The organism is Fimbriimonadaceae bacterium (assembly GCA_019638795.1).
In the GTDB taxonomy this organism is placed as follows: Bacteria; Armatimonadota; Fimbriimonadia; order Fimbriimonadales; family Fimbriimonadaceae; genus JAHBTB01.
Genome location: JAHBTB010000001.1, coordinates 208,199 through 220,932 on the forward strand (window position 1 = coordinate 208,199; position 12,734 = coordinate 220,932).

The 12,734-nt window shown below is 64.6% G+C and carries 13 protein-coding genes; 2 read left to right on the forward strand and 11 right to left on the reverse strand.

Annotated features, from left to right (window positions below; translation table 11 throughout):
• Positions 1–9 precede the first annotated feature (9 nt).
• Genes KF857_00990 through KF857_01000 form a run of 3 tightly spaced genes read right to left on the reverse strand, consistent with a single transcriptional unit; the run spans position 10 to position 2,290 of the window.
• Positions 10–243, reverse strand: coding sequence for a hypothetical protein (locus KF857_00990; protein ID MBX3110556.1), 234 nt, complete (start codon positions 241–243; stop codon positions 10–12).
• Between the two features lie 2 nt (positions 244–245).
• A complete protein-coding gene (locus KF857_00995; protein MBX3110557.1) occupies positions 246–1,097 on the reverse strand; it encodes a prepilin-type N-terminal cleavage/methylation domain-containing protein in 852 nt (283 codons plus the stop codon).
• Entirely contained in the window at positions 1,094–2,290 is a 1,197-nt protein-coding gene (locus KF857_01000; GenBank protein MBX3110558.1) for a GntR family transcriptional regulator, read from the reverse strand. The genes KF857_00995 and KF857_01000 overlap by 4 nt, the downstream gene beginning before the upstream one ends.
• A 100-nt stretch (positions 2,291–2,390) precedes the next feature.
• Between KF857_01000 and KF857_01005 the strand changes: the two genes are divergently transcribed.
• Both KF857_01005 and KF857_01010 read left to right on the forward strand, forming a co-directional pair.
• Positions 2,391–4,337 (forward strand): cellulase family glycosylhydrolase, encoded by a 1,947-nt coding sequence (locus tag KF857_01005; GenBank protein MBX3110559.1) that lies wholly within the window; start codon positions 2,391–2,393, stop codon positions 4,335–4,337.
• Positions 4,338–4,350: 13 nt separating this feature from the next.
• Positions 4,351–5,340, forward strand: a complete 990-nt coding sequence (locus KF857_01010; protein MBX3110560.1) for a phytanoyl-CoA dioxygenase family protein — start codon at positions 4,351–4,353, stop codon at positions 5,338–5,340.
• A 74-nt stretch (positions 5,341–5,414) separates the two neighbouring features.
• On the opposite strand, the gene KF857_01015 is transcribed toward KF857_01010, so the two are convergent.
• The 8 genes from KF857_01015 to KF857_01050 form a co-directional block, all read right to left on the reverse strand.
• Positions 5,415–5,762, reverse strand: coding sequence for a hypothetical protein (locus KF857_01015; GenBank protein ID MBX3110561.1), 348 nt, complete (start codon positions 5,760–5,762; stop codon positions 5,415–5,417).
• A gap of 242 nt (positions 5,763–6,004) precedes the next feature.
• Positions 6,005–7,339 carry an ATP-dependent Clp protease ATP-binding subunit ClpX gene (clpX, locus tag KF857_01020; GenBank protein ID MBX3110562.1) on the reverse strand — a complete coding sequence of 445 codons (1,335 nt, stop codon included), beginning with the start codon at positions 7,337–7,339 and terminating at the stop codon, positions 6,005–6,007.
• A 20-nt stretch (positions 7,340–7,359) separates the two neighbouring features.
• Positions 7,360–7,944 carry an ATP-dependent Clp protease proteolytic subunit gene (locus tag KF857_01025; protein MBX3110563.1) on the reverse strand — a complete coding sequence of 195 codons (585 nt, stop codon included), beginning with the start codon at positions 7,942–7,944 and terminating at the stop codon, positions 7,360–7,362.
• An 89-nt stretch (positions 7,945–8,033) separates the two neighbouring features.
• A complete protein-coding gene (tig, locus tag KF857_01030) occupies positions 8,034–9,401 on the reverse strand; it encodes a trigger factor (protein ID MBX3110564.1) in 1,368 nt (455 codons plus the stop codon).
• Positions 9,402–9,442: 41 nt separating this feature from the next.
• Positions 9,443–10,333 carry a TIGR01777 family oxidoreductase gene (locus tag KF857_01035; protein MBX3110565.1) on the reverse strand — a complete coding sequence of 297 codons (891 nt, stop codon included), beginning with the start codon at positions 10,331–10,333 and terminating at the stop codon, positions 9,443–9,445.
• Positions 10,330–10,947 (reverse strand): hypothetical protein, encoded by a 618-nt coding sequence (locus tag KF857_01040; GenBank protein MBX3110566.1) that lies wholly within the window; start codon positions 10,945–10,947, stop codon positions 10,330–10,332. Before KF857_01040 ends, KF857_01035 begins: the two co-directional genes overlap by 4 nt.
• 45 nt (positions 10,948–10,992) lie before the next feature.
• The gene (locus KF857_01045) at positions 10,993–12,072 is read right to left on the reverse strand and encodes a hypothetical protein (protein MBX3110567.1); all 1,080 of its coding nucleotides are present in this window, start codon (positions 12,070–12,072) and stop codon (positions 10,993–10,995) included.
• 7 nt (positions 12,073–12,079) lie between these two features.
• Positions 12,080–12,679 carry a UbiX family flavin prenyltransferase gene (locus KF857_01050; GenBank protein MBX3110568.1) on the reverse strand — a complete coding sequence of 200 codons (600 nt, stop codon included), beginning with the start codon at positions 12,677–12,679 and terminating at the stop codon, positions 12,080–12,082.
• Between the last annotated feature and the right edge of the window lie 55 nt (positions 12,680–12,734).

The window sequence follows — 12,734 nt, forward strand, 5'->3', positions numbered from 1 at the left end:
GTTTGGCGGTCAACCGCCGTTCTTGATGTTGTCAGGCACGTTGATCGGGCCTGACCCGGCGGGCGGTCCCGACGGGGCCCCGTTCGCCGGCCCCCCTGGCTGGCCAGGCCCGCGCCAGTTGGCCGGCGGGGCAGAGCGTTGGAAGTCTTCCTTCTTCGGCTCGGGCTGCGAACCTTCCGAACCGCACCCGGTCAGGGCCAATGCCCCGACAGCGAGCGCGGCGATGAGCAGTGTCGTCCTCATGCTCACTCGTACCGCGTGGCGTCCCACATCTTCCAGTAGCCGCTCTCCTTGCAGCCACCGGCTTGACCAGCCGCCGTGCCCTTGGCGATGTCGACGGTGGCCGTCGGCTTCATGGACTTGGAGTGGCCGTCAGTGAACGCGACGGGAGACTGTCCGCCATAGCCGTCATAAATGACGCCGTTGTAGCTTCCGTCCGGAGGCGACCACGGGCCGTTCTTCTGGCCGGGGAGCGACACGCCGTTGTCGATGCCGTCCGACATGAGCAATGTCGCGGCCCACGGGCTGTAGACGCCCTGGATACCGCCCTGCATCCACGAGGTCGGGTGCATCTTGAACCGGGTGGCGAAGATGATCGTCTCCGAAGGCAGCGGGATGGCGGTGGCGCTACGCGGCGAGTTGTAATCGTTCGTCCAGCTCCGGTTGGACTGGATGACGCCGATCATGTCCCAGCCGCCCCAGCTCGGGGAGCACCGGCCGGCAAAGATGCCGTTGCCCGGATAGCTGAAGTTCGGGCCGCTGTCAAACCCGTCGGTCGGCGGGTTCTTATGGCTGTCGCTCGGGTCAAGGAAGATACCGAAGTTCTTCATGTACGGCTGCGTCGCCATCTGCCACGTCATCTGCCAGCCCCAGCCGTTACCCGGCCCAGGCTCGCCCTCCGCGCAGAAGTTGTCGTCGTAGTCGTTGGTGTACATCAACGACGCGAGGATCAACTGCTTTGTGTTGCTGAGTGACGCGGCCTTCTTCGCGGCGGCCTTCGCCTGCGCGAAGACCGGGAAGAGGATCGCCGCCAAGATGGCGATGATCGCGATGACAACGAGTAGCTCGATGAGTGTGAATGCTGAGTTACGTTTCAAGATACGGGACCTCTTCGTCGAATGGTCTGGGGACGCAGCGTCGCCGCCGCACCCGAAGTCGTGGGACGCCCCCGGTGGGAGAACACGACCATCGTGTCGTGCTCCCCGTCCAGGGTCGCGGCCGAATTGACAGATGTCCCCCGCACGACGATCTCGTGTCGGGCGACTCGGCGCAGGGGAGGCCCCTGCCGGTCCCGCATCCTGGCCATCATCCGGTCGATGGCCAAGCGGGCAAAATCGTCCCAGTCGCAATGGGCGGCGGTCAGGTCGCGACCGCCGATCCGCACCCCGATGTCGTCGCCGATCGTGGCGATCGCCATGTCCTCGGGGACGCGAAGGCCGGCGCGCAGGACCGACTCGGCGACTTCGGGCGCAAACTGGTCTTGCAGGACCAGCAGCGCGTCAGGCCGGTCGGCCTCGCCCAGGCGCGCGTCCAGCGCCCTGAGGTCGACATTGGGCATACCGCTGGTCAGGGTGAACAGGAAATCCTTGGTGTAGGGTTGCAGTCCGTTGGCGAAGCAACCGTGCATGTAGCCGTTGAAGCGTTCTTGGGTGACGTCCAGCATGTCGAACATCCCCGTGACGCCGATGCGCTTCCTCCCCGTCTTGGCCAAGTGGGTCACCAGTTCGAACGCCATCTGGTGGTTGTCCAGGGTGATGAGGTCGGTCGGGCACCGCCAGATCGTGTGGTCCAGGGCGACGACGGGGATCCGCTGGGCGACGTCCACCGTCTTGACCGGGTCGGGAAAACCCTCGTACGACCACACGAACGCCGCGCACGCGCCCTTGTCAATGGCGTACTCCATGCCTTCCGCGACACCGAACGTCGTGCTGTCAATGTGGAGCAGGCTGTAGCCCATCTCAAGCAACTGGGCGCTCATCTGGGAAAACAGCCGTCCGAGGACCACGGTCGAGCTATCAATGAACGCGATCGTGCGCGACTGGCTCTGCCGACCACGACGGGCGACGACACCGCGGTTGGGCACGGACTCCGCGTGCCCTCCCTCGACCAACAACCCTAACGCGCGGCGAACCGTCGTCCGGCTGACCCCAAACGCCTCCGTCAGTTCACGCTCGGTCGGGAAGAACGAACCACTGGGCACGACCCCGGTGTCGATCCAACCGACAAGGTCGTCGGCAATGGACCGCGAGGAGCGCCCTTCGCTCTTGGGCTTGGCACCGTCGCCTTGCACGACAAAAAGTATACAACATGACCTTCATAACAAGACAATCTGAAGACATGGTTTTTCCCAAAGCATCCCAGTGGTACATTAGTTTTCAAGGCCGACGATGATGACCGCCCCGCTTTTCCTCCTCTTGGCGACCACCTCCGCGGGAGCCCAAGTCTGGTACGGGCCAGGTGAAGCGACTCTGGACGTCGTCACGTCGGGAAACCCCTACGACACCCAGGTCAACGACGTGAGGGTCAAGTTCACCGGCCCGGCCGGTGAGTCAGAGCGGTTCGCGTACTTCGACGGCAAAGCTTGGAAAGTCCGCCTCGCCGCCCCACTGGCCGGGAGTTACACCGGCACCGTGACCGTCAACGGCCACGAGTCGGGCCGCCCGGTCTCGCTCACCTTGACCAAGGCCGAACCCGGCGGGTACGTCCGTGTCAACGCGGCCAAGGACGGGTTTGTCACTTCGTCCGGCCAGGCGTTCTGGCCCGTCGGGATCAACATCGGCTGGGATTCGGGCCCCCAGATGACCGTCTTGGAACGGCTTGCCAAGCTAGGTGAGGCGGGAGGCAACTGGTCGCGGATTTGGCAGTGCCCGTGGGACGCCAAGAACCCGTTCTGGGCCGAGGGCATCGCCAAGCCCAAGCTGGGCGAGATCGTCCCCCAAGTCTACGCCAAGTGGGACAAGATCGTCCGTGCCGCCGAAGCCCGGGGCATCAAGTTCCAATGGGTGCTCCACCACCACGGCCTCTTCAGCAGCACGGTCAACCCCAACTGGCCCGACCACCCGTGGAACGTCAAGAACGGCGGTTTCTTGGCAAAGGCCGACGCCTTTTTCACCGACCCGAGAGCCCGGAAGTACACGAAGGACATGCTCCGGTACGTCGTGGCCCGCTACGGCGACTCGCCGTCCGTCATGGCTTGGGAGTTGTTCAACGAAGTCCAGTTCACCGACGCGGCCCGCAACGGCCACTGGGACACCGTCGCCGCCTGGCACGACGAGATGGCCCAGTATCTGAAGTCCATCGACCCCTACCACCACCTCGTCACGACCAGTAGCGAACTCGACAAGCCGATTTGGCGGAGCGTCGACTACTACCAACCGCACGGTTACCCGGCGGACGTGACCGGCATGGTCGTCAACGCGGCGGTCCCCAAAGACAAGCCGTTCTTCTACGGCGAAGTCGGGTTCGGCGGCAATGCTCCGGACACCAAGGAGTACCGGGCCGTCACGGGCGGCGTCATGGCCGCGGCCCTTCGCGGCCATGCCGGCGCGGCACAGTATTGGTATTGGGACAGGCTCGGCTCCTCCGTCCCCTGGGAGACCTTCAAGACCGTCGCGGCGGTGGCCAAGCGGTTACCGCACCCCCTCGGCCTGACCATGGCCCATGTCGTGGCCGACCGGGGTGGGGACCTCGTCATCGCCCCGGGGCGGGGTTGGGAGAAGAGTGAGGCGTCCGCGTTCGACCTCCCGGCAGACGCGGAAGGCGCCCTACCCGGCAAGCTCTCCAGCTTCCTCCAGGGCAAGGCCCACCCCGAGATGGGCTCACCCACCCTTGAGTTCCGGCTCGACGAAAACAAGCCATACCGGCTCAGCGTCCACTTTGCCGGGTCTGCCCAGGGCGGGACGACGGTCGACGCCTACCTCGACGGCAAGTCGGTCGGCTCACTGACCTGGCCTGCCGACGGACGGGGCGCGAAGACTCTGGACGTCACCGTCCCCAGCGGACGGCACGTCGTGAAGATCGTGAACGCGGGGGCTGACTGGGCGCAGATCGCCCAGGTCCGCGTGGAAGGACTTGGACGCAAGGCCTCTGGCTATGTCGCCTCGTCCAAGGGCGAGACCATCGTCGCCTATGTCGTGCGCAACGCCCCCGGGCCGGTGTCGTACTCCATCGCCGGGAAGTTGCCCTCCGGACTGTACGACGTGGAGCTCGTCGACCTGAGGACCGGGGCGTCGCGCCACACCAAAGCCGCCGTCAAACCGGCCGACAACAGACTCGGGCCCCTTCCGGCCCTGACCACCGACGACCTGGTGCTGATCGCGCACCGGACCAGCAAGTGAACCGACTCAAGCCATGACCACTTCAAGTCTCAACGCCCAAGCCGAAGCCCAACAGCTTCGGCCCTTTGCCTCCTGGGCCGACGGCGGACGCCCGTCCGGTTGGTTCAACCTCCCCATGGACGACCCGAAGGCGTCCTTCTATCGAGAGAACGGCTACCTCGTGGTCGAGGACGCCCTGAGCCCTGCCGAGGTGCAGGCGTTGCGCGACGAGACGGCCGCCATCTGTCGCGCCGAGCGGGGCATGGTCCCTGGTTTCGTCGAGGGTGTCCCCGGTGAAAGCGACGACGACGTCATGCGGCGGTACTTGTGCATCCATTTCCCCCACAAGATCTCGTCTCTGATGATGGAGACCCTCAGCCACCCCGCCCTTGTCGACGTGCTCACCCGTGTGATCGGCCCCAACGTGAAGTGCATGCAGTCCATGCTGTTCATCAAGTCGGCCAAGAAGCCTGGGCAGGCGTGGCATCAGGACGAGTACTACATCCCCACCCGCGACCGGAGCCTCACCGGCGGCTGGATCGCCTTGGACGACGCCACTGTCGAGAACGGCTGTCTCTGGGTCATCCCCGGCTCCCATCGCCGCGGCGTTCTCTACGAGATGTTCTCCCACGACGACCGACGGTTTGATTGCTCGGGTGAGGCCCGCGGCTATCCGTGGACCGACGACGACGCCGTGCCGGTCGAGGTCAAGGCGGGCAGTGCCGTCTTCTTCAACGGCTACCTGCTTCACCGGTCTCTCCCCAACTACGCGTCGGGGGGCTACCGCCGCGCCCTCGTCAACCACTACATGTCGGCAGAGAGCTTCCTGCCCTGGTACTGGGACAAGCTTCCTGAGGGGAAGGGCGCCAGCAACGCCGACTGCCGCGACATCGTCATGGTCGCCGGAGAGGACCCCTATCCTTACAAAGGCGTGGACACCCGTCACGGCCCTCACGTACGACCTTCGGGCGAAGGCGGATGTGGGAACGCGAACCGCAACACCGAGGCCTTGGAAAACAAGTGACCTCGATAACGAAAGGCCGGCGCCGACTACTGCGTCGGACGCCAGCCCGGTGAAGGACAGACCCGCAGACGGGGTCAAGCCGCTAAGCTGAAGGCCACGTACTCTTCACGGCCCTCAAGCACTTCTTGAAGTCGCTTGTTGGTGTAGGCCTGCGCCTCCCGCTCGTCGCGGGTCACAAACGTCACCTTGGCCGCGCCGCCGAAGATACAACGCTCCCGACTTTCGTCGAGCAACTCTTTGACCGCGTCGTCCATTCGACTGGCCGTGGCATAGTCGACCAAGACACTAAAGGTCTGGCCTTGCATGGACTTCACCATCTCAGTGAGTTCTTCGTCGAACACCGTGGCCTCGCCTTTGGTGATACAACCGCCGAAGCTCGCCTCGATCCGGCTCTCGTTAGGGTTCCAAGTCAGCAAATACATGATATTCGTGCCTCCGATTCGGGTCCGACCCTGGGTCTGCCCACAATGGTTATTCAACGATCTCCTAACGGATCCTCACGAAAAGTTGACAGGTCGCCGTTCTTCCGGTCCAATGGCGGGTAGTGCCTTTGCGGGCCGAGAAATTGCCGGGCTTGCGGCGGGGACTGCCCTTGATCGAGGTCAGCCGGACACGAAAACGCCTCCCTGCGCCAAGACGGCCCAGGGAGGCGCCGACGACTACCTCAGCTCGCTTCCCGGACTTGGTCGTCGTCGGTCAGCAAGATCGGCTTCGCCTGCTCGGCGATCACACCTGCCGGGATGACGACCTTCTTGATGTCGGTGCTGCTCGGCACCTCATACATGACCTCGAGCATCACCTGCTCGATGATGGCGCGCAGAGCACGGGCGCCGGTCTTTCGCTTGAGCGCCTCGCCAGCGATCTCGTGCAGGGCTGGCGTTTCCACCTTGAGCTGGACACCGTCAAGCTCGAACAGCTTGGTGTACTGCTTCATGATCGCGTTCTTCGGCTCGGTCAAGATGGAGATGAGGGCGGCCTCGTCGAGCTCGTCCAGGGTCGTGATGACGGGCAGACGGCCGATGAACTCGGGGATCAAGCCGTACTTCAGCAGGTCCTCGGGGGTCACCGAGCGGAGCAGCTCGCGGTGGCGGTCTTCCTTGCTCTGCTTCTCGCCGCGGAAGCCCACGACGTTCTCCTTCTGGCGGCGGAGGATGATCTCGTCAAGTCCTTCGAACGCCCCGCCGCACACGAACAGGATGTTCCGCGTGTCGATCTGGATGTATTCCTGCTGCGGGTGCTTCCGGCCCCCCTGTGGCGGCACGTTGGCGGTGGTCCCTTCCAAGATTTTCAGCAGGGCCTGCTGGACACCCTCGCCGCTGACGTCGCGGGTGATCGAAGGGTTGTCGCTCTTCCGGCTGATCTTGTCGATCTCGTCGACGTAGATGATGCCGCGCTCGCAGAGTTCCTTGGCGCGCCGGGGGTCCATACCCTCGGCAGTCTGGTACAGCTTCAGCAGGATGTTCTCGACGTCTTCGCCGACGTAACCGGCCTCGGTGAGGGCGGTGGCGTCCGCGATCGCGAACGGCACCTCCAAGAGCCGTGCCAACGTCTGGGCGAGCAACGTCTTGCCCGAACCGGTCGGCCCGACCATGAGGATGTTCGACTTCTGGAGTTCGACGCCCTCTTCGGCCGGATTGTCCTTGATCCGTTTGTAGTGGTTGTAGACCGCCACCGACAAGGCTTTCTTGGCGGCGTCCTGCCCCACGACGTAGTTGTCAAGGAACCCGACGATCTCCTTCGGCTTGGGCAACTTGCCTTTCGACGACGTCACCGTCGCCGCCACGTTGGATGCGGGCCGCGGTTCGGCGACAGACGCCTGGCCGACCCCCACCGGCACGTTGGCCCCCGAACGCGCACTGTCGTTCTGGAGGATGTCGTTGCACAGGTCGACGCAGTCCGAGCAGACCGCTCCATGCAGCCCGACGATCAGCTTAGGGACCTGTTCCTTCCCTTTTCCGCACAGGCAGCATCGGTCGCGCCGCTCATCTGGTTTCGCCATAGGTCAAACCTTCCTTTAGATTATCGTTCGCCCGGTCGAAGAACTTTATCAACCAAGCCGTAATCAAACGCGTCTTGGGCCGACATCCAGTGGTCTCGGTCGCAATCCTTCGTCACCTGGTCGATGTCTTTGTCCGTCGCCTCGGCGAGGATCTCCATGAGAGTCCGCATGGATTTCTCGGCCTCGGCCACGGCGATTTTCATGTCGGACAGTTGACCGCGCGCCCCGCCGCTGACCTGGTGGATCATGATCCGGCTGTTGGCCAGGGCAAACCGCTTGCCCTTCGTCCCGCCCGCCAGCAGGACGGCGCCCATGCTGGCCGCCATGCCGACGCACATCGTCGCGATGTCGGGCTTGATCATGCGCATCGTGTCGTAGATCGCCAACCCTGCGCTCACCGAACCACCGGGGCTGTTGATGTAGAACTCGATGTCCTTGTCCGGGTCTTCCTTTTCCAGGAACAACAATTGGGCGATGAGCAGGTTGGCGACATAGTCGTCGACCTCCGTGCCCAAAAACACAATCCGGTCCTTCAAAAGGCGTGACCAAATGTCGTAGCTGCGCTCGCCGCGCGAGGTCTGCTCGATAACGTAGGGAACGCCCATGTCCTTGGTACTCATTCGTGTTCGTCCTGGTTACTCATGGAGTGTCGGCCTGACGGCGACGCCTGGTCAGGCCCGACCCTCAACTTCCATTACTTCTTCGATTTGGCTTTCGTCGCCTTGGTCCCGGCCGGCTTGGCCGGGGTGTCTCCCTCGGCGACTTCTGTGATCTTCGCGTGCTCGGCGAGGAAGCCCATGACCTTGCCGTACATCGACCGGAAGACGATCTCGTCACGGATCTGGGCGCCGTACTCGCTGGCAAACTTAGCCAGTGCCTCGTTCGGGATGTTGTTCTCGCGGGCGACCTCCAAGAAGTGGGCGTCCAAGTCTTCGTTGGTGATCTTCATGCCTTCCTTGGTGAAGACCCGCTCGATGATAACGGCGCGTTCGACATGGAGTTTGGCCTCCTGCTTCTGCGCCTCGACCAACTGCTCCAGCGTCATGCCGTTCGCCTTGGCGTGCTCCTCCAAGTTGGAACCCTTGTTGACCAACTCCTGGTGCATCTCGTTCAGGCGGCGGTTCGCCACGTCTTCCCACGTGTTGTCGGCGACAAAGACCTTGCTCTGGTGCAACAGGTGGTCCAGCAACTGCTCGTTGACCATCTCCTGGGAGACTTCGTCCTTCGCGCGCCGGATCGCTTCTTTGACCTTGGTCTTCAGGTCGCCGAGGTCCGTCGCGTTGAGCGACTGGGCGAAGGTGTCGTCCAATTCGGGCATCGCCACCGCGCTGACGCTGCGGATGGTCAAGGTCGTCTCCAACTCCTTGCCCGCCCAGTCCTTTTCCTGGAAGCTGGCCGGGAACTCGAGCTTGGCCGACTTGATCTCCTCGGCCCTCATCCCGCTGATCGCCTTGTCGAGCGAGGCAAACGTCTGGCCGGCGATGACCATAAAGTTACGCCCGTCGCCCTCCGTGCCCTCGGCCCGGATGTTGACGACAGCGACGTCGCCTTCTTCAATGCCGCGGTCCTTGACCTCCTGCTTCTTGCCACCGCGCTTGCGGAGTTCGTCGATCTGGCGGTCGACCTCCTCGTCGCTCACCGTGGCGACACTCTTGGTCACCGGGACGCCCTTGTAATCGACGAGTTCGACCTGCGGGGCGAGCGGCACCTTGACGCGGTACTCGCACGCGGGAGGCTCTTTCTCAAACTTGGTGATCGAGACACTCGGGCGGCCGTCGGCCTTCAGCGACTCTTGTTCGATGGCCTTGCTGAAGGTGTCGCGCACGATTTCGTCGGCGGCCTGCTCCAGAAGGGCCTGCGGGTCGATCATCTTCTCGACCATCTTTGCCGGGGCGTGCCCAGGGCGGAAGCCCGGGACACGGACCTTCTTGGCGATCACCTTCAGGGCTTTCGTGAAGCCCGACTCGACCTGGGCCGCCGTGCACACGACGTCCAATTGGATCGTGCACGGGTTGAGATCGGTGCGGGTGACGTTGATCTTGGTCGGGGCTTCAGTGCTCATGGGAGTCAGTGCCCCATTGTACTTGGCCCGGCCAATTCATGTCAGGCCAGCAAGTCCGCGAAGGCAGACTCTAATGTCGGGAACTTGAACCGGAATCCTCGCGCCTCGGCCAACACCGGCAGGACTCGTTGCCCCGTCAGGGCCAGGCTGGCTTCCGAACCCGTCGCCGCCGCCGCCGCCAAGAACATGAGTTCCGGCATCGGGGGCACCGGCGGGAGTCCCCGCGCGGCGAGGAGCGAACTGAAAAACCGGGCGTTGGTCACCGGCTCAGGCGCACAGCAGTTCACCGTGCCCTCCACCGGCTCCTTGAGCGCCCAGAGGGCCATGGCGCAAACGTCGGCGAGGTGGACCCAACTGATCCACTGCTTGCCCGAACCGATGCCGCCGAAGGGCACCTTCTTGAACTCAGGGAACGCACCGCCGTCCTTTGCCAGCACCACCCCTAGGCGAGGGACGAACTTCCGGGTGCGGGGCGTGTCGGCGTCCAGACAGGTCGCTTCCCACTCCGCGCTCACCTCGGCGAGAAAGTCGTCCCCGACCGGGGCCGTCTCGCTGAGTTGGGTGTCGCCCCGGTCGCCATAGAAGCCGCTGCCGCTGATGTTGACCCACACCTTCGGCGGTGTGCCGCACCGCCCCACCGCCTCGCCCAGGGCTTTGGTCGGCACGATGCGGGAGTCGCGGATCTCTCGACGATACGCATCGGTCCACTTCTTCGAGACGGGCGCACCGCACAGGTTGACCAAGGCCTCGGCCCCGTCGAGTTGGCTGGTCCACGCCCCGTCAGGGTCAAGGTCCCAACGGACCGTGCTCGCACCCTCGACCACGCCGCCACCCCGGCTCAGGACGACGCACTCATGCCCGGCTTGGTTGAACGCCTTCACGAGGGCCCGGCCGATGAAGCCGCTCCCTCCCGCAAGGACGACGCGGCTCATCCGGCGCTGTCGACCTTCTTGGTCGCCTCAACCAAGGCGTCGAGGCTGCCCTTCTCCTCGCCCACATTGGTGAGGACCTTGGTGACCTTCATGTGCTTGTAGATCATCGCCGTGGTGCGTGTCTTGCCGGACAAGTCGACTTTGTAGTCCTTGACGACGGGGTCGTCCGCGGGCAAGTGGGTCACCGCCAAGTGCTTGTACTTGTCGCCGTACATGGCGCGCACCGCCTCGACGTCTTTCGCGTCGTCGGTCAGCACCACGACGAAGGCATGGAGGTCGTACTTACTCGCCCCGACCAGCTTGTCCAACTTGTCCGCGACCTGGACCAAGACGTCGTCGTCCGCCTTGTGGGCAAAGACCATGACGCCCGGCAACGTCCCGTACTTGCAGATCGGGCAGGTGTCAGTCCCCTTGTCGGGCCCGGTGACGTGCTTGGTCTCAAACGCCAGCATCCGCTGGCCGACCGCCAAACCTGACGGGCCTGGCTCGGGCCTCGAGGCCGTTGCGGCCGCCGGCGCCTTAGGTGTCTTTCCTGCCATCGTCGCCGCCCCGACCCCACCCGCCATGGCCAAAGCCACCACCGCGACGGTGAGGGACACGCTTTTGAGACTCATCTGATCATCAGAATACACGGACCATGATTTGGTTCCCGACCACCATCAACCGAGGCGCGACGCCTGGGCCCGGAGGACGTTGACGACCACTTCGGCAACTTTCCGCCCACGCCCGCGCACCGGCGGCTTTTCGTCCGTCAATAGCCGGGTCGGCGTCCAGGGCTCTCCCACCAGTCGCGGCACTTCGGCCTCAGGGTCCCCCCCTGCCAACAGGACGACCGCCGCCGCCCACATCCGCGGGACGTTGGCCATGTCGTAACCGCCGCCGCCCAAGGCCAGGGTCGGCAACCCCAGGCCCATGACCAACCTCACCGCCTCCAGCCATTCACGGTCGGTCACGTCCAAGTCGCCCAACGGGTCGGTCATGTGGGCGTCGCACCCCATCTGGAGCACCACCGCCTCGGGACGGAAGGCCTCGACGGCGGGCAGGAGTGACTCGCGGACGGTAGCCAGCCAGATGTCGCCGGTCGTGTGCGGGTCCATCGGGGCGTTGAACTTGTTGCCCCACCGGCCCACCTCGTCCACCCCCCCGGTACCGGGGAACAAGTACTTCCCGGACTCGTGGACCGAGTAGGTCATCACGTCCTCCTCGTCCCAGGTGACCGATTGCACGCCGTCACCGTGGTGTAGGTCGATGTCAATGTAGGCGACGCGTCCATACCGTCCACGGAGCCGGTCCAGCGCGACGACGCAGTCGTTCAGCACGCAGAATCCACTGGCGCGGTCCCTGTGCGCATGGTGCAGGCCTCCCCCCAGGCTCACCGCCACCGGCGCACCGGCGACCACCTGGCGGGCGGCCCAGTCCGCCCCGGCGCAGACCAGCGAGGCCGCCTCGTACATCGAGTCGAACCGCGGTGTGTCGCCGTCGCCGAGGCCGTAAGCCGCCAACGCCGCCATGTCGACGTCGGGCTGCGAGGCAAGGCGGACGATCTCCAGGTAGGCCCGGTCGTGGACCGTCTCCAACCGCGACTCGTCCCACCCGTCGGGAGCCGCCGCCTCAAGTCCGGGGACCATCGCCTCGCAAAGGGCGACGGCGCGACGTAGCCGCTCGGGTTGCCACGGGTGGTCGGGGCCGAAGCCGTAGGCGAGCATGCCCGGGCAGTAGGCGAAGGGCGGTGGCTTCATGCCGCCCCTAGTCTTCCGCCATCCACTGGCCGACCAGACCCTGCTCCACGCCTAGGCACTGCAGGATCCTCGCGACGACGGTGTCGGCCAGGTCTTCCAGGGTCTTGGGGCGGTGGTACCACGCCGGCGAGGCGGGCAGGACAGTCGCCCCGGCCTCCGCCAATTGCGTGAAGTTACGCAAGTGGACGAGGTTCCACGGCATCTCGCGCGGCACCAGCACGAGAGGGCGTCGCTCTTTCAGGCACACGTCAGCAGAACGCGTCAAAAGGTCGTTGCTGATCCCGTTCGCAATGCGCCCCGCCGTCCCCATGCTGCACGGGACAATGACCATGCCGTCGTGTCGGAACGAACCGCTGGCCGGAGGGGTGAAGAAGTCGCGGTCGTCGAGCAGGTGGATGTTGGCAAGTTCTTCTCCCAGCCACTCCTTGGTCTTGAAATCGCTCTTGGAGACCGTCACCCCCAGTTCGGTCGCCGCCACGTCGAGGGCCTGGGTGCTCATCACCAGGTACACGTGGTCAAACGCCCGTGCGGCCTGGACCAGTAGGCGTTGGGCGTAGACTGCCCCGCTCGCCCCCGTCACCCCGACGACCAACTTGCCCGTCTTCATTCACCGCGAATTATCCTCCAGGCCCGCCCGCCCACCAAATCAGACGCCCCACCTG